General features: G+C 69.8%; 20 protein-coding genes. 11 read left to right on the top strand and 9 right to left on the bottom strand.

The annotated features are described in order from the left end of the window. Position 1 precedes the first annotated feature (1 nt). Complete coding sequence (locus DMC64_RS15860) at positions 2-400, top strand: DUF4333 domain-containing protein (RefSeq protein WP_125734138.1); 399 nt, start codon at positions 2-4, stop codon at positions 398-400. 44 nt (positions 401-444) lie between these two features. Then, positions 445-1,665: a GNAT family N-acetyltransferase gene (locus DMC64_RS15855; RefSeq protein ID WP_125734137.1), complete on the top strand. Its 1,221-nt coding sequence runs from the start codon at positions 445-447 to the stop codon at positions 1,663-1,665. Positions 1,666-1,809: 144 nt separating this feature from the next. Here the strand turns inward: DMC64_RS15855 and DMC64_RS15850 are convergent, their stop codons facing one another. From DMC64_RS15850 to DMC64_RS15840, 3 genes are all read right to left on the bottom strand, one after another. Continuing rightward, complete coding sequence (locus DMC64_RS15850; RefSeq protein WP_125734136.1) at positions 1,810-2,778, bottom strand: pirin family protein; 969 nt, start codon at positions 2,776-2,778, stop codon at positions 1,810-1,812. Continuing rightward, complete coding sequence (locus DMC64_RS15845) at positions 2,775-3,719, bottom strand: 5'-3' exonuclease H3TH domain-containing protein (protein WP_037337579.1); 945 nt, start codon at positions 3,717-3,719, stop codon at positions 2,775-2,777. Before DMC64_RS15845 ends, DMC64_RS15850 begins: the two co-directional genes overlap by 4 nt. Before the next feature lie 75 nt (positions 3,720-3,794). Continuing rightward, on the bottom strand, positions 3,795-4,331 hold the full coding sequence (locus tag DMC64_RS15840) for an NADPH-dependent FMN reductase (RefSeq protein WP_125734135.1): 537 nt from the start codon (positions 4,329-4,331) through the stop codon (positions 3,795-3,797). 118 nt (positions 4,332-4,449) lie between these two features. Here DMC64_RS15840 and DMC64_RS15835 point away from each other — a divergent pair, with 118 nt between their 5' ends. From DMC64_RS15835 to DMC64_RS15810, 6 genes are read left to right on the top strand one after another with little or no spacing between them, the layout of a single operon-like run. After that, complete coding sequence (locus DMC64_RS15835; protein WP_125734134.1) at positions 4,450-5,028, top strand: transcriptional regulator; 579 nt, start codon at positions 4,450-4,452, stop codon at positions 5,026-5,028. Then, positions 5,025-6,275, top strand: a complete 1,251-nt coding sequence (locus DMC64_RS15830; protein ID WP_125734133.1) for an MFS transporter — start codon at positions 5,025-5,027, stop codon at positions 6,273-6,275. Before DMC64_RS15835 ends, DMC64_RS15830 begins: the two co-directional genes overlap by 4 nt. Positions 6,276-6,285: 10 nt before the next feature. Continuing rightward, on the top strand, positions 6,286-7,428 hold the full coding sequence (locus DMC64_RS15825) for a Xaa-Pro peptidase family protein (RefSeq protein ID WP_037337587.1): 1,143 nt from the start codon (positions 6,286-6,288) through the stop codon (positions 7,426-7,428). After that, positions 7,425-7,877, top strand: coding sequence for an Lrp/AsnC family transcriptional regulator (locus DMC64_RS15820; RefSeq protein ID WP_016334198.1), 453 nt, complete (start codon positions 7,425-7,427; stop codon positions 7,875-7,877). The genes DMC64_RS15825 and DMC64_RS15820 overlap by 4 nt, the downstream gene beginning before the upstream one ends. A 46-nt stretch (positions 7,878-7,923) precedes the next feature. Further along, on the top strand, positions 7,924-8,151 hold the full coding sequence (locus tag DMC64_RS15815) for a hypothetical protein (protein WP_007035425.1): 228 nt from the start codon (positions 7,924-7,926) through the stop codon (positions 8,149-8,151). Then, positions 8,138-8,437: a hypothetical protein gene (locus DMC64_RS15810; RefSeq protein ID WP_005150941.1), complete on the top strand. Its 300-nt coding sequence runs from the start codon at positions 8,138-8,140 to the stop codon at positions 8,435-8,437. Before DMC64_RS15815 ends, DMC64_RS15810 begins: the two co-directional genes overlap by 14 nt. A gap of 3 nt (positions 8,438-8,440) precedes the next feature. Here the strand turns inward: DMC64_RS15810 and DMC64_RS15805 are convergent, their stop codons facing one another. Both DMC64_RS15805 and DMC64_RS15800 read right to left on the bottom strand, forming a co-directional pair. Next, on the bottom strand, positions 8,441-9,514 hold the full coding sequence (locus tag DMC64_RS15805) for a GDSL-type esterase/lipase family protein (protein ID WP_199754988.1): 1,074 nt from the start codon (positions 9,512-9,514) through the stop codon (positions 8,441-8,443). A 70-nt stretch (positions 9,515-9,584) separates the two neighbouring features. Further along, complete coding sequence (locus DMC64_RS15800; RefSeq protein WP_125734132.1) at positions 9,585-10,487, bottom strand: LysR family transcriptional regulator; 903 nt, start codon at positions 10,485-10,487, stop codon at positions 9,585-9,587. Between the two features lie 96 nt (positions 10,488-10,583). Here DMC64_RS15800 and DMC64_RS15795 point away from each other — a divergent pair, with 96 nt between their 5' ends. After that, positions 10,584-11,423 carry an oxidoreductase gene (locus DMC64_RS15795; RefSeq protein ID WP_125734131.1) on the top strand — a complete coding sequence of 280 codons (840 nt, stop codon included), beginning with the start codon at positions 10,584-10,586 and terminating at the stop codon, positions 11,421-11,423. Position 11,424: 1 nt separating this feature from the next. On the opposite strand, the gene ovoA is transcribed toward DMC64_RS15795, so the two are convergent. Beyond that, positions 11,425-13,695, bottom strand: a complete 2,271-nt coding sequence (ovoA, locus tag DMC64_RS15790; RefSeq protein ID WP_125734130.1) for a 5-histidylcysteine sulfoxide synthase — start codon at positions 13,693-13,695, stop codon at positions 11,425-11,427. Between the two features lie 199 nt (positions 13,696-13,894). Here ovoA and DMC64_RS15785 point away from each other — a divergent pair, with 199 nt between their 5' ends. Both DMC64_RS15785 and DMC64_RS15780 read left to right on the top strand, forming a co-directional pair. Then, entirely contained in the window at positions 13,895-15,172 is a 1,278-nt protein-coding gene (locus tag DMC64_RS15785) for an ATP-grasp domain-containing protein (protein WP_125734129.1), read from the top strand. Further along, the gene (locus DMC64_RS15780; RefSeq protein ID WP_125734128.1) at positions 15,169-16,383 is read left to right on the top strand and encodes an MFS transporter; all 1,215 of its coding nucleotides are present in this window, start codon (positions 15,169-15,171) and stop codon (positions 16,381-16,383) included. Before DMC64_RS15785 ends, DMC64_RS15780 begins: the two co-directional genes overlap by 4 nt. Before the next feature lie 7 nt (positions 16,384-16,390). Here the strand turns inward: DMC64_RS15780 and DMC64_RS15775 are convergent, their stop codons facing one another. The 3 genes from DMC64_RS15775 to DMC64_RS15765 form a co-directional block, all read right to left on the bottom strand. Further along, positions 16,391-17,017 (bottom strand): maleylpyruvate isomerase family mycothiol-dependent enzyme, encoded by a 627-nt coding sequence (locus tag DMC64_RS15775; RefSeq protein WP_125734127.1) that lies wholly within the window; start codon positions 17,015-17,017, stop codon positions 16,391-16,393. Between the two features lie 415 nt (positions 17,018-17,432). Beyond that, a complete protein-coding gene (locus DMC64_RS15770) occupies positions 17,433-18,728 on the bottom strand; it encodes a M20/M25/M40 family metallo-hydrolase (RefSeq protein ID WP_125734126.1) in 1,296 nt (431 codons plus the stop codon). Then, positions 18,721-19,548: a M55 family metallopeptidase gene (locus DMC64_RS15765; protein WP_037337603.1), complete on the bottom strand. Its 828-nt coding sequence runs from the start codon at positions 19,546-19,548 to the stop codon at positions 18,721-18,723. The genes DMC64_RS15770 and DMC64_RS15765 overlap by 8 nt, the downstream gene beginning before the upstream one ends. Between the last annotated feature and the right edge of the window lie 29 nt (positions 19,549-19,577).

The raw sequence follows: 19,577 nt of genomic DNA, 5'->3' as shown, positions 1-19,577 counted from the left end.
CTTGAGCAGGCGAGCCGTCGCGACGGTCGGTCTGTGTGGTGCCGCTTTCGCGGTGCTGGTGGCGTGTTCGGACACCCCGGCGCCCGCGCCGGCGACGAAGACCGTCACGGTACCGCCGACGTCGAGAGCTTCGTCGAGCGCGCCCGCGACCTCCGGCGGTTCGTCCTCCAACGCTCCGGGCAGGGTCTTCGACCCGAGGACGATGCAGGCGGACGTGCGGAAGATCCTCACCGAGACCTATCAGGTGCGAGAGGTCGGCGACGTGCTCTGCCCGTCGAACCAGAAGGTCGAGGACGGCAGCACGTTCACCTGCACCGTGCAGGTCGGCGGCGAGGGCAAGACCGTCACGATCACCGTCACCGGTGAAGACGGCCGCTACGAAGTCGGCGCCCCCGCCTGAAAAACCGGTTGGGGCTCCCCGGTCCGGACGGCAGGATCCACGGTATGAGCGAATTCCTTGTGCGTGCCGTGGCCGAAGGCGAACAGCGAGCCTGTCTCGACGTCCTGTCGGAGTCGTTGCACGGCAAGCCCGCCACGGACGAGGTCTGGGCGAAGATGGCTCCGTCCTGGACCGCCGCGGGCAAATTCGCCGCGTTCGACGAGCACGGCGCCCCGGTGGGAATCGCGAGTTCGTTCGACGTCGAGCTGACCGTCCCGGGTGGACAGAAGCTGGTCACGGCGGCCGTGGACGGTGTCGGCGTCCGTGCCGACTGGACCCGCCGCGGGATCCTCACCACGATGATGGCCGTACAGCTGGAGGACTTCGCGGCGCGTGGTGTCCCGCTGGCCGCGTTGCACGCCTCCGAAGCGGTCATCTATGGCCGCTTCGGGTACGGCGCGGCGACCTTCGGCAAGGGCGTGTCGATCGAACGCCCGCGCGCCCGGCTTCGGGACGGCGTCGGCCGGACCGGTGAGGTCAGGTTCATCACCCCCGACGAGGCGGTGGAGCGCGTTCCCGCGCTGTACCACCGCTTCGAGGGAGCACGACCGGGCTTCGTCTCCCGGCCGCGGGCTTGGTGGCCGGGCTTCTTCGAACGCGTGGTGAAGGGGGACGGCGGCTACCGGGTGGCGGTCCACAGTGGACCCGACGGTGACGACGGTTTCGTCGTCTACCAGACCATCGACGCGCGCGACCGGCAGGCGCCGGAACGTGGGGCGATCCTGGACGTCCGTGAACTCCATGCCGCCACGCCACAGGCATGGGCGGGGCTGTGGCGTTTCCTGCTGTCGGTCGACCTGGTCTCCGAGGTCTCCGGACGGGGCCGCCCGCTGGACGAGCCGATCGCCGAACTGCTCACCGATCCGCGCGCGGTGAACACCACCGAGATCATCGACGATCTGTGGCTGCGGCTCGTCGACGTCCTCGCGGCGTTGCGGGCGCGCTCCTACGGCACAGCCGAACCCGTGGTGCTCGAAGTGCACGACAAGCAGCTTCCGGACAACAACGGCCGCTACGCCGTCGGTCCGGACGGCGTGGAACGCACGACCGCCGAGGCGGATCTGCGGCTGGACGTGGCGACCTTGTCGTCGCTGTACCTCGGCCACGGTCTCTTCGGCGATCTGGCCCTGTCCGGGCGGGTCGAGGTGCTGGAGGAGGCGGCGGTCGCCCGGGCCGACGCCCTGTTCCACACCGCGCGCTCGCCGTGGTGCGGGACGTTCTTCTAGGCACGCGCGCCCTCGAAGTACGTGAAGGCCTCCTTCCCTACCTTCAGGGTAGGGAAGGAGGCCTTCACGGACCTGCGGCCAGTCACCCACATTCAGTAGGTGCCGAGACAGCCTCGGCCCTAACGGGCTTTACCGCTTACAGGGCTAGGACGGATTCCGCCGCGGTTTGATCCGCACCTGCGGCAGCGTGGGCGCGGGCAGCCAAGCCGTGCCGCCCTGGTAGCCCTCCACCCGGCCGAACCGGTCCGCCTGTGCCTGCCACGCCTCGCGGTACTCGGCGATGTCGTCGTGGCTGCGGCCCACGAAGTTCCACCACATGACGAGTTCCTCGGTGAACGGCGTCCCGCCGAGCAGGAGCACCCGAGCCGGTTCGGTGCCGGGGTTCGCCAGCTCCAACCGCGCGGCGCCGGGCGCGAGGTAGGCGAGTTCCCCGGTGTCCAGCGCGACTCCGGCGACGGTGACGGAGCCGATGTCCTGCAGGACACCGTGTTCGAAGGCCGGATCGACGTCGAGGGCCAAGGTCGCGCCGGTCTCGACGGTGAGTTCGGCGCCCAGCAGGGGAGTGAACGCCGGGACCGGCGAGGTGGTCCCGGCGAGGCTGCCCAGGAACACCCGCGCCGTGGCGCCGGGCAGATCGAGCAGCGGCGGCGCGTAGTGCCGGAAATCCCGTGTGGTGTCGCGATGTTCGTCCGGCAGCGCGATCCAGAGCTGGACTCCGTGCAGGGTCGCAGTGTCCGGTGTGGACACTTCGGAATGCGCGATACCGTGCCCGGCGGTCATCAGGTTGAGTTCGCCGGGCCGCACCATGGCGTGGGTGCCGATGCTGTCGCGGTGCTCGATCTCGCCGCTGAACAGCCAGCTCGCGGTCTGCAACCCGGTGTGCGGATGCGGTGCGACGTCCATCCCGCCGGACGCCGAAACGTCCTGCGGACCGTAGTGGTCGGCGAAACACCACGCACCGATCAGCGATCGTTGCCGCTGCGGAAGTGTCCGGCGGACCCGGATCGCCCGCGGGCCGCCGAGCGGGACGTCGCGCGGGGTCAGCACGGTGACGCCTTCGCCCGGCCGCTCGGAGCACAGCAGCTCGGCCGGGTCGGCCTCGGTGTTGCTCATGACTTCGGGAGCGCGGCCAGCAGACGCTCCACCGAACGGCCGAGATTCCAGCGTTCCGCGAGTTCCGCGACCTTGTCCGGGTCGGCGGGCTCGGACGGGACGATGTCGGGGCGGGACTGCTCGACCGGCGCGTCGGCGGCGACCCGGACGACGGTGGGCGCCACCGCGAGGTAGTCCGCGGCGTCGGTCAGCCGCAGCCGGGTCTTGAGCGGAACCCGCGAGTCGCCCGCGTTCGACGCCTCGATCAGCTCCTGCAGCGAACCGAACTGGGTGATCAGCTTCGCCGCGGTCTTCTCGCCGATCCCGGCGACACCGGGCAGCCCGTCCGACGGGTCGCCGCGGAGCGCGGCCATGTCGGCGTATCCGGGGCCGGCGTTCCCGGCCGGGATCCCGTACTTCTCGGCGATCTCGTCCGGGCCGAGGACTTCGGCCTTGTTCCAGCCCTTGCCGACGTAGATGACCACAGTGGACGTCGGCTCGTGACGCACCAGCTGGAACAGGTCGCGGTCGCCGGTGATGACCTCGACCGGGGACTCCTGTTCGCGGATCGCGAGGGCGCCGATGACGTCGTCGGCCTCGTAGCCGTCCGCCTCGGCCGTCGCGATGCCGAAGGCCTCCAGCAGTTCGAGGATGATCGGCACCTGCGGGGTCAGGGTGTCCGGCACCTCTTCGACGTCGCTGCCTTCCGGGACCTCTTCGGCCACCCGGTGCGCCTTGTAGCTGGGCAGCAGATCGGTGCGGAACTTCGGCCGCCAGTCGGCGTCGAGACACGCCACGAGCCGCGAAGGGCGACGGTCGACGAGGATCCGGGCGATCGTGTCGGTGAACCCGCGCACGGCGTTGACCGGTGTCCCGTCCGGGGCGGTCATCGAATCGGGCAGTGCGTAGAACGAGCGGAAGTAAAGGCTCGCGGAATCGAGGAGAGCGAGTGGTCCGGTCACGCGGACAGCCTGCCATGTTCCGCCCCGGATGTCCGTGAAGGACCCGACCCCCAGCCGAGTCCTCCACGGACCCCGTCAGGCCGCGTAGGGCCGCACCTGGCGTGCGTCGCGGAGGGCGTTGGCCCACCAGTTCAGCTGGTCCAGCAGCGTGGTGGCCGCGGCGGACGCGCCTTCGAAGTCGTCGTGCGCGCCGTCCGGGCCGAAGTGGTTCCAGGCGTACGGGAAGCTCACTGTCTCGCGGATGGTGGCGGCGTGGAGCTCGGCGAAGACCGGGCGCAGGTGCTCCACCGCGCGCAGGCCGCCCGAGATGCCGCCGTAGGAAACGAAGGCGACCGGTTTGCCGTGCCATTCGGGGCCGGTGGCGTCGAGCGCGGTCTTGAGCGGGCCGGGGTAGCTGTGGTTGTACTCGGGGACGATCACGACGACGGCGTCCGCGCCGGCGACGCCGGGGGAGAGGTCGCCTGGGGCTTCGGCGAGGTCGATGACGGACAGGGTGACGTCGCCGCGCTGTTTGGCGCGGTCGAGGAACCAGCTCGCGACGACGGGGGCGAAGCGGCCCTCGCGGACGCTGCTGATCACGACGGCGAGCTGGTAAGGCGAGTTCGTTGTCATGGCACAGACCGTAAAACTTAGAGTTAAGTTGAAGTCAAACTCCAGAATCACCGCATACTGGGGACTAATCGCAGAGAAGTCTTTGCAAAGAGAGCTCTGCGGTCGTAGGGTGGCTGGTATGGGGAAGACCGAGCGCTATCTCGCGCGGGTCGACGGCCGCATCTTGCGGGCGTTGTCGCATCCGTTGCGGGTCGAAATCCTGGAGTTGCTGCGAGAGGACGGTCCGGCGACGGCGTCCGGGCTGGCGAAGCGGGTGGGGGAGAGTTCCGGGACCACGAGCTGGCATCTGCGCCAGCTGGCCGAATCCGGGCTGATCGCCGAGGACACCGAACGCGGCAGCAGGCGCGACAGGTGGTGGAAAGCGGTGCACGAAGGCGATCGGATGAGCGCCGCGGATTTCATCGACGATCCCGACTTGGCCGGTCCGCTCAACGCGTACGCGCATACGATGATCGAGCGGCGTTACGCCGCCGAATCGCAGTTCGTGGCCGAAGTGCGGGACTGGGCCGACGACTGGATCGACAAGGTTAACTTCCACGACTCGTCGCTCCCGCTGACGCCCGGCGAGGCGGCCGCGTTGAGCGACGAAATCCTCGAGGTGATCAGCCGGTACCGCCGTCCGGAGAAGGACGGCGACACCCCGGTCCGGGTGCATTGGGCCGCGTTCCCGAGGAAAACCCGGCCGGAGACGCCATGAGCCGGATGCCACTGGGGGCCTTGGTCGTGGCGTCGGGGTTCTCCTCGGCCGGGGTGATGATGACGCTGCTCGCGATTCCCTGGTTCGTCCTGCAGAGCACCGGGAGCGGCACCAAGACCGGCATCGTCACCGCGGCCGAGGTGCTGGGCCTGATGGTCGCCGCGTTGCTGGGCGGGCCGGTCGTGGACCGGGTCGGCACGCGCCGGGCCAGCGTCGGCGCGGATCTGCTGACCACGGTGACGGTGCTCCTGATTCCGCTCGCGACGGCCACCACCGGGCTCAGCCTGCCCGGGCTCATCGCGTTGTCGTTCGTGATGGGTGTTTCCCGTGGCCCTGCCGACACAGCCAAGCAGGTCCTGCTTCCCGGTGTCGCCGAACTCGGCGATGTCCGCGTGAGCCGGGCGGCGAGCGCCGTCGAGGCGGCGATGAGGACCGGCAGGATGGTGGGCGGACCCGCCGCCGGCGCGTTGATCGCGCTGATCGGGCCCATTCCGGTCCTGTTCGTGGACGCGGGCACGCTCATGCTGTCCTCGGCGCTGGTGTTCGCGCTCATCCCGGTCGCGGCCGGTCCGCCGAGACCGCCATCGGGCGGCTATCTCAAGCAACTGCGCGAAGGACTGGGATACGTCAAACGCGACGCGGTGCTGCGGGCGATCGTCGGCATGCTGATGCTCACCAACAGCCTCGACTTCGGGCTGCTCGGCGTCCTGTATCCGGCTTACGGCGACCAAGTCCTGCACAGCACCGCGCTGATCGGGGCCATGATCACGGCGGTCGCGGTCGGCGCGCTCATCGGCTCGGCGCTCTACGGCTGGGCGGGCCACTGCCTTTCGCGGCGGACGGCGATCATCGTCGCCGTCGGTATCGAAGGCGCGCCGAGATTCGCCTTGCTCGCGCTGGAACCGGCACCGGCCGTCTTGCTCGCCGGTCTGGTGGTCGCCGGGATCGGGGCGGGCGCGCTCAATCCGATCCTGCTCCCCGTGGTGTACGAACGGGTTCCCGAAGCCGTCCGCGGCCGCGTGCTCAGCCTTCTCGTGGGCGGCGTGCTCGCCGCGATGCCGCTCGGTTCGATGGCGGCCGGGTTGCTGCTGGACGGGATCGGGCTCGTCGGCGCGCTCGCCGTGTTCGGTGGTCTGTACCTGATCGCCGGTACGTTCCCGGCGATCTTCCGGGTCTGGCGCGGACTCGACGATCCCGCCCCGATCGGGGGTGACCGGCCGGTGAGCCAAGGGGCGCGGACCGACTAGGCTCGCCATCATGTCGCGCCGTTCCCTTCACAACCCAGCCCCCGACGCCGCCAGCCTCCGCGCCCGCCTCGACCGGGCCCGCGCCGCGGCGGCCGCCGCCGACACCGACGCCCTGCTGATCGCACCCGGCTCGGACCTGCGCTACCTCATCGGCCAGGCCGGGGGCTCCTTCGAACGGCTGACCACGCTGGTGATCCCGGCCGACGGCGTCCCGGCGCTGGTGCTGCCGAAGCTGGAAGCCCCCGGCTACGCCGACGTCCCCGCCGACGAACTCGGCATCGAGATCGTCACCTGGGTCGACGGCGACAACGCCTACGAACTGGTCGCCGACCGGCTGGGCAAGCCCGGCCGCGTGGCGGTCAGCGACTTCACCCCGGCGCTGCACGTGCTCGCCTTCCGCGGCGCGCTCGGCGACGCCGACCAGACGCTGGCCGGACCGATCGTGCGCGAACTGCGGATGCGCAAGGACGCGGCCGAGATCCAGGCGCTGCGCGACGCGGGAGCGGCGATCGACCGCGTGCACGCCCGCGTGCACGAATGGCTGCGCCCCGGCCGTACCGAGGCCGAGGTCGGCGCGGACATCACCGCCGCCATCGTCGAAGAGGGCCACACCCACGCCGACTTCGTGATCGTGGGCTCCGGCCCCAACGGCGCCAGCCCGCACCACGACGTCTCCGAGCGGGTGATCGAGCGCGGCGACGTCGTCGTGGTCGACATCGGCGGCCCGATCGCCGAGGGCTACAACTCCGACTCCACCCGCACGTACGCGGTCGGCGAGCCGCGTGACGCCGACGTCGCCGAGACGTACGCCGTGCTGCAGCGCGCCCAGAAGGCCGCCGTCGACGCCGTCCGCCCCGGTGCCACCGCCGAGTCGATCGACGCCGCCGCGCGCGACATCATCGCCGAGGCCGGGTACGGCGAGTACTTCATCCACCGGACCGGTCACGGCATCGGCCTCGACGTGCACGAGGAGCCCTACATCATCAAGGGCAACGCTCTGCCGCTCGAGCCGGGCATGGCCTTCAGCGTCGAGCCCGGCATCTACCAGCCCGGCCGCTGGGGTGCCCGTATCGAGGACATCGTCGTGGTCACCGAGGACGGCGTCGAATCGGTCAACCAGCGTCCGCACGACCTGATCGTGCTCGACGCATGACCGGTTCCCTGGAGCCGCTGGACCAGGCCATCGTGCAGGAACTGGCCGCCGACGGGCGGCGCAGTTTCACCGATCTGGCCGAACGGGTCGGGCTTTCGGTGTCGGCGGTGCACCAGCGGGTGCGCCGTCTGGAGCAGCGCGGGGTCATCCTCGGCTACACGGCGCGGCTCGACGGCGAGCAGATCGGCCTGCCGCTCACGGCACTGATCTCGCTGACGCCGAACGATCCGGCCGCGCCGGACGACTATCCGCAGCGTCTGGAGCACATCAAGGAGATCGAGTCCTGCTACTCGGTCGCCGGCGACGAGTCGTACATCCTCCTGGTCCGGGTGGCGTCGCCGCTCGGCCTGGAGGATCTGCTCCGCCGGATCCGTGAGTCCGCCAAGGTCTCGACCCGGACCACGGTGGTGCTGTCGACGCCGTTCGAGGGGCGCTCGCCCACCCTGTGAGACGAGAGGAGGGGTGGGCTTGCGCGGCGCTGGTACGATAAAAGGTATGGCAACACGTAAGGTCACTCTCTCACTCGACAGTGGTGCGCTCGAGTTCGCCGAGCGGGCCGCGAAGGCACACGGGATCTCGGTCTCGTCGTGGTTGTCCAAAGCGGCCCGCAGGGAGGCCGTGCGCACCGGATACACCCCGCAGCGCGCCCCGGTCGAACCGTCCGCCGAATCGGACGAGGCCGAGCTGACCGCCGCGGAGAAGGATCTGCGTGCACAGGGGTGAAGTCTGGACGTACCACCCCCCGACCGAACCGGCACGGCAGCGCACCGTCGTCCTGCTGTCCTCGGACGGGGTGAACGAATCCGAGCGGCCGTGGCTGCTCGGTACCGAACTGCTGGACCGTGATCCGCAGGACATCCTCGGTGTCGCCGTCGACGCGCGGTACTGGGTCTCCACGCTGAACCTCACGCGCCTGTACCGGCCGTGGTTCGACGAGAAGATCGCGGAGATCGACCAAGAGGTCCAGGAGCGCATCGACATCGCGTTGCGCGCCGCGCTCGATCTCTAGCGTCTAGCGCGCGACCACCTCGGGTGCCGCGTGCAGTTTGCCGTCGGGGCCCGAGAGGCACGACGCGTTGCCCGCGCGCGCGGCGAGGAACTCGTTGAGGCAGTTCGCGATCTGCGCGTGACCGTTGGCGTTGGGGTGGAAGGACTCCTGCAGCGCGTGGCTCGCGCGGTCGACCTGGCCGAGGTCGCGCAACTGCAGCGTCAGCCTGCTGAACCACTCGTTCGCCGGTTCGCTGCTGCACGCCTCGTGCCCGGCTCCGGCTCGCGAGAGGTCGAGGAATCGCGCGCTGGTCGCCCTCGAGGCCTGTTTGAGCCCGTCCGACAGGACGGAGACGCCGTCACGGCGCATCCACTCCAGATCCTCGGTGCGGAACGGGCAGCCGTTCAGGCTGCGCAGCGCCTCCGGGATCTGCGGGCCGACAGGCGAGGCGTACGACATCAGCACGAGCTGGTAGTCCGCCGGGACGTAACCCGCCTGCGCCAGCACCTTCTTGACGTCGGCGACCGCGTTGGTCACCTTCGGCACCATGGCGTCCACTTTGGACTTCCAGGTGGTGCGAAGCGCCGCGCTGCACGGCGGGTTCTGCGGCGAGAACCACGCCTTGAAACACTCGTTGACCTGAGCGGAGAACTTCGGCTCGTCGTTCGCGCCGACCGCGATCACCACCGCGGCGACCCGGTGATCCTTGATCAGATTCGCGAGCTGTTGCGCCTGCGACGGCTCCGTCCACTGCTTGGCCTCGCCCAAGGCGATCTGCTCCGAGGGCGCTCCCGAACACGCGAGATTCACGCGCGCGGTGACGTCCGGAATCTTGATCTGCTCGACGAAGGCGTTGGGGGAGCGGTGACACCAGTTGCCGCCCTGCCCGTTGGTGGCGGGCGTGTAGTCGCCCGCGCCCTCACCGGAAACGGTGCTGTCGCCGATGGAGACGACCGTCAGCGGCCCCGTCCCCGGCGGCCCTTGGCGCGGGGACGGCTGCCCTGGGCGGCTTTCCGACCCGGTAAAGGCAATGAACCCGACGAGAACCACCACGAACGTGAGCGCGAGAGCACCCCACCACCACCGGAAACGTCGCATCGTCACCGGATTCTACGGACCCCGTGGCCCGAGAGGGTGATCATGGCGGTGTGACGGTCGCGATGCCCGGTCAGCCGGCCTCCGTCAGATCCGTTCCGGCCGCCAGCTCCGTCACGATGTCGAGCACACCGGGCAGCGCGGGTTTGTCGTTCTCCGGCGACCAGGCCACCACCGTCCGCGCGGTGTCGCCCGTCAGCGGGACGAACACCACGCCGCTCCGGCGCAGGCTGCGCGAAGACCGGGCAAGTCTGGTCACGCCGATCCCCGCGGCGACGAGACCGAGCAGTCCTTGTACGGTCGCGGCCCGCTGGACGACGCGCGGCGTGAAACCCGCGGCTTCGAATTCGTCGTCGTAGCGACGATGCCAGGGCTCCCAGGAACTTCGTGGCGTGAGCACCCACGGCTCGTCCGCCAGGTCCGAGAGCTTCAGCTCGGTCGCGGACGCGAGCCGATGTGCCTCCGGGAGGACGGCGCAGACCTCCTCGGTGATCAGGGTGCGGGTCTCGAAGCCCTCGATCAGCGGAGGCCGGGTGAAGATCAGGTCGTAACGGCCGCTGCCGAGTCCGTCGACGAGCGGCGCGATCTGGGTGTCGTCGGTGGTGAGGGTGAGATCGGGGAGGCGCTCGCGGACCGCGCGCACCACCGGCGGGAGCAGATAGTTGGCCGTGGTGGTGAGGAAGCCGAGATGCAGCGTGCCGAGTTCGCCGCGTACCGCGCGGTCCAGCACCGCCAGCGCCTCGTCGTTGCGAGCCAGCACCGCGCGGGCCTCCGGCAGGAACAGCGAGCCGATCTCGGTGAGCCGGGTCCCGCGACTGTCGCGCCGCAGCAGTCTCGCGCCGAGAACCCGTTCCAGCACGGTGATCTGCTGCGAAAGGGACTGCTGGGCGATGTGCAGGCGCCGCGCGGCCTTCGTGAAGCTCGCGTCCTCGGCGACGGCGACGAAATAGCGCAACTGCCGCAACTCGGGGGTCACAGGCTCCGACTGTAGCCGCACCAGGAAACCGGTGTTGGCGGTACAGGCACAGCCTTCGCAGGATGGGTCGCAGGAACTTCACTGGAGGAAACAGGAATGACGAAGGAAACCGACGGCCGCGTCTGGCTGATCACCGGCTGCTCGTCCGGGTTCGGCAGGCATCTCGTGCTGGCCGCGCTCGACGCCGGTGACCGCGTGATGGCGACGGCGCGCCGTCCGGAGACGCTGGCCGAATTGGAAGAGCTGGGCCAGGGCCGGGTGCGCACCGCGGCGCTCGACGTCACCGACCCGGCACAGATCGAGGCCGCCGTGCAGGCGACGCTCGTCGGGTTCGGCCGGATCGACGTCCTGGTCAACAACGCCGGCCACGGTTCGGTCGGCGCGGTCGAGGAACTGACCATGGCCGAGCTGCGGTCGCTGATGGACGTGATGTTCTTCGGCGCCGTCGAGGTGACGAAAGCGGTCTTGCCGCATCTTCGGGCGCGGGAAAGCGGTGCGATCGTGCAGATGAGCTCGATGGGCGGTCAGCAGAGCCCGCCCGGTTTCGGGGCTTACTGCTCGGCGAAGTTCGCGCTGGAGGCGATGTCGGAGTCTTTGGCGGCCGAAGTCGCACCGTTCGGCGTGAAAGTGCTGATCGTGGAGCCTGGCGCCTTCCGGACCGAGTTCGGCGGCAGCCGGTTGCACCGCTCCCGGGTGATCGACGCCTATCGCGAGTCCACGGGGGAAATCCGGGATTTCGTCGAAGGGATGGACGGTTCGCAGCCCGGCGACCCGGCGAAGGCCGCCGCCGCGATCCTGAAGGTGCTGGACAGCGACGACGCTCCGCTCCGGCTCGCGCTCGGCGACGACGCTGTCGACGGGCTGCGTGCCACGCACGAGGCGAGGGCGGCGGAACTGGCCGCCTGGGAAGAGCTGAGCCGCTCCACCGCCCTCTGAATCAGCGTTTGCGCCAGACGGAGACCTCCAGATCGGTGATCTCGTACCGGTGGCCGTCGGCCTTGGTCAGGCTCGGCTCCGTGCTTTCCGACAGCAGCTCGAACGCCTCGCCGAGGACGTTCGCGAGCTCGACGGCCGACGCCCGGGGGAGCGCCACGAGCAGCAGCCCGCCGGCGCGCAGGAAGGTCTCCGAGCCGGCGAGTGGGCGCAGGTAGCCCGCCGTGCCGCCGAGCCGGTCGAAGGCGTCCGCCACGACCACGCCGTCGAACGTGCCGAGCGCGGCGGGCGGGCGTCCGGCCTCGGCGAGGGTGAAGGACACGTCGCCGTCCGGCGCGATCGACGGCCGCCGCGCGTGCGGCTTCCCGCGCCCCGGCACCCGGTATCCGACGTCCCAGCCCTCGGCCAGCCGTTTCGCCGTCGCGACGAACGTCGGCCGGTCGTCGAGGCCGACGACGTCGATCGGCCGCCCGGCCAGCGAGAACGCCAACCCGCCCGCCGCGGTGGCGAGATCGGCGACCCGCCGCAGTTCGACCCCGGCTTCGTCGGCGGCTTCGAAGAACGTCCTGGCCAGCCGGTCCGGGTGGCCGACGGTCGCGGCCAGCGGATGCCCGGCCCGGCCGAAGACCTGTTCGGCGGTGCCGTACTGGCTGAGCAGGGCCTGGTCGAGCTCCGCCCGAGCCGCACCGTCCAGAGTGGACTCCGGTGCGACGACCAGCCGGATTCCCGCCTGCTGCAGGAAATGCGGCCGGTAGAAGTGCCGCGCCCAGATACTGCCCAGCTCGCCGGTGCTGATGTAGGCGCCGCCCAGGATCAGCTGATGCTGACCGCCGTAACTGGGTACCGAGAAGTCCTCGTAGTAAGGATGCGGGGTGAAACCTTCGAGCGGGTTGAAGGTGTCCTCGCTCCACGCCCACAGGTTGCCGCCGGCGTCGTGCAGGCCCTGCGACGTCGTCGGCGAGTGGTCGACGGGGCCTTCCGAGCCCCAGGCCAGGCCCAGGTTGATACCGGTCTCCCGCAGCTGTGCGCCGTCGAGCCGCATGACGACGTCGTCCGCGACACCAGGACGTTCCGGAAGGTCGCGCAGCAGGAAGTACTCCGCTTCGGTCGGCAGCCGGTATTCCCGTCCGTCCTTTTCGGACCGCCAGGCGGCGAAGGCCTTGGCCTCGTGGTAGTTCACCACCACCGGCCAGTCCCATGGCATGTCGATCTCGTCGAACAGCGTCCGCAACCGGAAGGCGTGCAGGCCGGTCGGCCCGGTGGGCACCCAGAACCGCGGCCACTTCGTGTTGCGGAAACGACGCCACGCCTCACCTTCCGCCGACCACAACTCCGGCCGCCGGTAGCCGCCGTCGGCGACGAAACCGTGGAACTCGCCGTTGCTCACCAGACAGCGGGCCGCTTCGAAGTCCGGCAGCTCTTGACGGCGTGAACCGTAGGCGCTGTCCCAGCCGTAGGACGGGAAGGATTGCGGTTTGCCCAGCCGGGCCGTGCGGCCGGGCACGGTGACGGTGCCGTTGGCGGGCACGGAACCAGGTTCGGGTTTACCGGTCTCGGTGGTGCGGCGCAGCGGCGACGGCGCGGGCCACTCGGCGGGACGTTCGACCAGGCTCGACCGCATTTCGCGGACCAGCACCGAACTGGTCTCCAGATGGATGCGGTCGTGCTCGATCGCCAGCAGCAGGGCCCAGGCCTGGTCGTCCATCGTCACCGGACGCCCGAGATCCGGGGCGAACGGGGTGCTCTCGATGATGCCGACGACCGTCCGGTACACCTCGGCGCGGTAGTCCTTCACTTCCGAAACCGACGGCCACACCATGTCGTTCTTCGACATGTCGTCCCACGAGTTCTCGTCGACGCCCATTTCCAGGACGTGCTCGAGATAGGCGTCGATCGGCGCGTCCAGCAGTCCGGAGACCCGCAGCTTGTTGACGTACAGCGCGGTCGTGTGCCCGTAATAGAAGATCATCGGGTGCCGCAGGTTGTGGTCCGGCGGGCGATAGAACGCTTCCGCGCCCTTCAACCCGGCGAAGAGGACCTCGTGCAGCGTCCACGCGTTGTCGAAGTAGTCCAGCACCTCTTCGCGACTGCAGACGGAGAGGTCGGGCAGCGGCAGCGCTCTGATCTCGCCGGATTCGGCCACGCCAGGGCAGCGGCCGGGTTCGGGACGGACCCCGGTGTACCACCACTGTGGATCGCGGGCTCCGTTCAGCCGCTCGTCGGAGTGCTTTACCGCGTTTCTCTCCCAAGGTTCCAAGGTGGACGTCGACGTCATGTGACCTCACTTCGGTTCTGGGGCACTGGGGGCGGGTGCCGAAAACCGTCGCATCTTCGAAAAGGTCATTTCCTCTCCATTCGTGCGCTGAATCGCCCGCCGGAAGAAGCCCGGCGCGGGAGCGCAAGCGTGGAGATGCCCGGTGATCGCGGTGCTGGGACCGTCGGTGTTCCGATCCACCGGTTGAGAGGTGAACCTCTTGTCGACGAAGCCCTGTGTCGTGCTCGTGGACACCTACGAAACGGCCGACCACGGGTTGCCGCAGACCGCCCGGCACATCGCGCCGGCGTTCTTGGCGCTGGGCGCGGAATGCGTGCGCGTGCAGAGCGCGCCCGACGCACCCGGGCAGTACCGGAATTCCGCACCCACCATGAGCAACTATCGCGAGAACATCGTCCACGACGGCGACCTCGCGAAGACCGTGGACGCGCTGGCGGCGCACCGGCCGGTCGCGGTCGTGGCAGGCGGCGAATACGCCGTCGCGTTCACCGACGAGCTCAGCGAAGCGCTGGGAGTGCCGTCGAACGGAACCGCGCTTTCCCGCGCCAGGCGCGACAAGGCCGCCATGGGCGAGGCCGTCGCCGCGGCGGGCCTGCCCGTCGCGCGGCAGCTCTCGACCTCCGACGAGGCCGAACTCGCCGCATGGCACCGGCGGGTGGGCGGGCGGATCGTCGTCAAACCGAACCGCAGCGCCGGCGGCGACGGTGTGTCCTTTTGCGACACTCCGGAGCGATCCGTCGAGGCGCTGCGCACGATCACCGGCCGCCAGAACGTGTTCTCCGAGGACAACGACCTCGTCATCGCGCAGGAATACCTCGCGGGCACCGAATACATGATCAACACGGTCAGCATGGACGGCCTGCACCAGGTGTGCGACATCTGGAAGACCTCGCGCTTCGCCATCAACGGCGTCTCCGACCTGCTCGGTGCCTGCCAGATCGTGCCGAGGCGCGGGCCGGGCCACGACGAACTGGTGAACTACGCGTTCGCGGTGCTCGACGCGCTCGGTATCCGGCACGGCGCCGCTCACGTCGAGGTCAAGCGGACCCCACAGGGCCCGCGCCTGATCGAGGTGGGGGCCCGCCTCTCGGGCGGCGACCTGCCGCATCTGGCGCGGCTCGCGATCGGGGAGTCGCAGCTGGACTGGATGGCGGACGCGGTGCTGCGGCCGGAGCGGTTCCGCGAACGGTGGGGCGAGGACTACCGGATCCGGCGGCATTACGCCTGGTCCGCGCTGCTCTCGCCGGTCGAAGGCACGCTCCGCCGGTACACGGTGCTCGACGAGATCGAGCGGCTGGAGAGTTTCCACGAGATGTTCGTGCTGACCCGGCCGGGAAAACCATTGCGCCGCACCGTCGACGACACGACGTTCCCGGTGGTGGTCACGTTCATGCACGAGATCGAGGAGTACGTCCAGCGCGATCTCGGCACGCTGCGGTATCTCGACGGCGTGGGCTGCTACGAGCTCGAACCATGACGGCGCCGGGGTTCCTGCGGACCCGGCTCGGCGGCCTGCCGAAATCGTTCTGGGTGCTGTGGACGGGCACGCTCGTCAACCGGCTCGGCACGATGGTCCTGCCGTTCCTGGCGCTGTACCTGACCAGTGAACGCGGCCTTTCGGTGGCGACGGCGGGAACCGTGCTGGCGCTGCTCGGCATCGGCCAGGTGTTCTCGCAGCTGATCGGCGGCATGCTGGCCGATCGCATCGGCAGGCGGGCGACGCTGACCGGCGGCATGCTCGCCACCGGCGCGCTCATGCTGGTGCTGGGGTACGTCGAACGGCTCGAACTGATCGCGGTGGCCGCGCTGCTGCTCGGGCTGGCGCTCGACGTGTTCCGTCCGGCCACCCAGTCGATCGTGGCGGATCTGGTACCCGGCGCCGACCGCACGCGGGCTTTCGGGCTGCTCCTGTGGGCGATCAACCTCGGCTTCTCGATCGCGATGGTGCTGGGCGGCACGTTGGCCCGCGCGGGATTCACGACGCTGTTCTGGGTCGACGCGGCGACGTGCGTGCTGTTCGGGCTGCTGGTCTGGCGGGCGGTGCCGGAGACCCGCGGTGGCGGCGGGCCCAGGGAGCGCGGCGGCTTCACCATCGTGCTGCGCGACCGGGTCATGGCCGGGCTGATGCTGGTCTCGCTGGTGGTCGCGTTCGTGTTCCTGCAGAGCCTGGCCACGTTGCCGCTGGCGATGCGCGAGGACGGCCTTTCCCCGGCGGGGTACGGGCTGGTGATGGCGGTGAACGGGATCGTCATCGTGGTCGTGCAGCCGCTGGTGGGGCATCGGCTGGGCCGGTGGGATCCGTCGCGGGTGCTCACGTTCGGGATCCTGTTGACGGGCCTGGGTTTCGGGGCCACCGCCTTCGCGTCGACGACACCGGCGTACGCGGCGTGCGCGGTGTTCTGGACCCTCGGCGAGATCGTCATCCAGTCGGTGGGCGTGGCCATCGTGGCCGAGCTCGCCCCTCCGCATCTGCGTGGCCGGTACAACGGCGCGTACGGCACGGCGGCGGGCCTCGCCGCGTTCGTCGCCCCGCTCGGCGGCACCCAGCTGCTGGTACTGGGCGCGCCCGTGTTGTGGACCGTCTGCCTGGGCCTGTGCCTGGCCGCGGCCGTCGGCCAGCTGCTGCTCGGCAACGCGGTCCGGCGCCGGATGGCCACCACGGCGGTGCCCGTCGCGGCCGTCGGCTGACCGCGCCTCAACCGTCCATTCTGGACGCGAGGATCGCCGCGCCGGGTCCGGAAAGTTCGTCCAGTGCCACGTCCCGGCCGGCGATCGACAGCAGGACCGCCTCGCCGGGGCCGCGCACCTCCGGCCCGGATCCGGCCGACCAGTCCAGGTCCGTGGCGACGAGCCGGAGTCCGCGTGCGCGCTTGCCCGCCTTGACCGGCGGCGCGTAGCGGGCGAAAGCCAGTGCATGACGCAGCCTTTCCGGCGGTACCTCCCGCGGAAACCCCAGCGGCCGCCGGATGTCCTGGTGATGGAGCAGCCCGTCGAGCAGCGCCACCCGTCCGCCGAACGCCGAGGTCAGGCCGCGCGGTTCGAGGTGTCGCTCGATCCTCGCGATGAGCTCCTCCGGCGTCCTGTCCGGCTTTCGCGCGACGCCGAGGGCGTTCATCCGGTTCAGCCGCAGCCCGCCGCGGACGGCCTGGCCGACGAGATCGCGGAAACGCTGGGCGTCGTAGTCGACGACGTGCGCGACGACCTCGCGAACCGTCCACTCCGAACACAGGGTCGGCGCGTCCCAGTGGCGAGGGGACAGCGTTCGGAGGAAGGCGGCGAAGTCCGCCCGCTCGTCCCTGGCGAGTCGCGCGACCGTTTTCATCGGCGGCCTCCTGTGGTCATTCGTAGTCGAGCCAACCGCAAACGTAGTAGTTCGTGTCCTCGTTCCGCTCGACGTACCAGGAATAGACGACGTCGCCCGGGGTGGCGTACATAGGCGGGGTCCACAAAGGACACAAGTTGGCAGGTAGGTGTCCGTTTGATGCGTATAGGTGCGGTTTTCGAGGGGGTCGTGAGTGATAAAGAGCGTTCTAACGCTCTTTATCACTCACGACCCCCTCGTGAAACGCCCGAATCGGGCACGATCATCCCGAAAGTGTCCCCATGGACGTCAGGTCACCTGGCAAGCCCTTCTGCCGCCCGCTTGACCAGTGGATAGACCACTTTGCCGGGGCCCAGGCGCCAGGCTGGGGGTCTCACGGACTGGCGACCAAAGCGGCCAGGTACCGAGCTGTGGCTCAGCAGTTCTCCAGGAAGTGCCGCAGCACCCGCGTGCCGAACCGCAGTCCCTCCACCGGGACCCGCTCGTCCACGCCGTGCGCCATCGCCCGGTACGGGAAGCCTTCCGGCAGCAGCAGAGGCGCGAAGCCGTAGCAGTCGATACCGAGGGGGCTGAACGCCTTCGCGTCCGTTCCGCCGCCCATGCAGTACGGGACGACGACGGCTTCGGGGTCCTCCGATCGCAGAGCGTCGGCCATCGCGTCGAACCACGGCGAATCGACCGGCGCCTGGACCGGCGGCTGGTGCGCGACGAACTCGCGGGTGACGCCTTCGCCGAGCATCGCGTCGATCTCGGCGAGCAGCTCCGGTTCGGCGCCAGGCAGGACGCGGACGTCCACCTGTGCCTCGGCCGAAGTCGGGATCACGTTCACCTTGTAGCCGGCGTCGAGCATGGTCGGCGTCGTGCTGTTGCGGACCGTCGGCACCACGAGTGCCCCGGCGGGCCCGAGCCGCGCGATCGTTCCGTCCACATCGGACAGATCGACCGGGACGCCGAGCGCTTCCCCGGTGCGTTCGAGGAAGGCCTGGACGGTCGGGGTCAGCTGGACCGGCCAGCGGTGCGCGGCGATCTTGCCGAGCGCGGTGACCAGCCGGGTGACCGCGTTCTCGTCGTTGGGCCGCGAGCCGTGTCCCGCGCGGCCCTTGGCCGTCAGGCGCAGGTGCGCGGTGCCGCGCTCGGCCGTCGCGACCGGATAGAGCCGCACGATCCGGCCGTCGGCGGCGGGGACGTGGTAGGTGTACGCGCCCGATTCGCTGATCGCGGCCGCACAGCCGTCGAACAGGTCCCGGTGCGCCGCGGCGAGCCAGTGCGCGCCGTACTCGCCCTTGTCCTCCTCGTCGGCCACGAACGCCAGGACGATGTCCCGCCGTGGCCGGACTCCGGTGGCGAGGGCGGCGAGCACCATCGCGCAGAAGTCCTTCATGTCGACGGCGCCGCGGCCCCAGAGGAACCCGTCGCGGATCTCGCCGGAGAACGGGTCCACCGACCAGTCGGCGGCGTCCGCCGGGACGACGTCGAGATGCCCCTGCACGAGCAGCGCGGGCAGGCTCGGATCGGTGCCAGGGACCCGGGCGATCACGTTCGCGCGGCGGGGCGCGGACTCGATGATCTTCGAGTCGATCCCGAGACCCGACAGCAGCGATGCCACGTACTCGGCGGCCTCGCGTTCGCCCTCGGAGTCCCCGTTGCCCCGGTTCGTGGTGTCGAACCGGATCAACCGCGAACAGACCTCGACTACATCCAACTCAGCCATAGATACCCTGCACCGCCCCGGCCGCGATCGCCGTGACGATCTTGAACGCCTTCATCGCTTCGGTCATGTCCGGCGCGTCGAAGCCGACCCGTCGCACGCCGATCTGTTCCACCGTCGGGATCACCGCCGCGGCCTGCGCGAGATGGCTCGCGTCGAACTCGACCTCGATCCGGTGCGGAGTGGTGTACCGCTCGACCCGGCCCGCCCGGTTCATCGAGTCCGCCGCCGCCGACGACAGCAGTTCGGCCGTCCTGGCGGGCGGCAGGCAGATCGCGGCGTAGCGGCTGACGCACTCCTTCACCGTGACCAGTTCGGCTTCGGGCGCGTAGTCCTGCGCGTCGTCGCAGGCCTTGTCGTCACCGGAGACGACCAGCACCGGGACGCCGTACTCGGCGGCCATCGCCGCGTTGAGCCTGCCTTCGCTGGCGGGGACGTCGTCGAGCCACACGCCAGTGATCTGGTTCTCCAGGTACGTGTGGGACAGGACGCCGTCGAAACCCGCGCCGGCGTGGTAGCCGAGGAAGACGACGCCGTCCACGCCGCTGTCGATCCCTTGCATCATCGAGAGCGGCTTGTGCCTGCCGGTGAGCATGCGCGCCCGGCCGTCGAGGTCTTCGAGCAGCAGGTTCCGTTGCGAGGAATGCGCCTCGTTGACCAGCACGTCGGTGGCGCCGGAGTCGAACAGGCCCGCGATGGTGGCGTTGACGTCGCCGGTGAACAGGCGGCGGAATCGTTGCCACTGCTCGGTGCCGGGGATGACGTCGTCGGTCCAGGTGACGCCGGTGGCGCCCTCCATGTCCGCCGAGATCATGATGCGCATGCGGGGCACCCTAGCCGAGGCTCTTTGCC

This window comes from Amycolatopsis sp. WAC 04197 (assembly GCF_003947475.1).
GTDB lineage: Bacteria > Actinomycetota > Actinomycetes > Mycobacteriales > Pseudonocardiaceae > Amycolatopsis > Amycolatopsis japonica.
The sequence above is the reverse complement of the archived record's forward strand: the minus strand, read 5'-3'. Positions and strand labels throughout refer to the sequence as shown.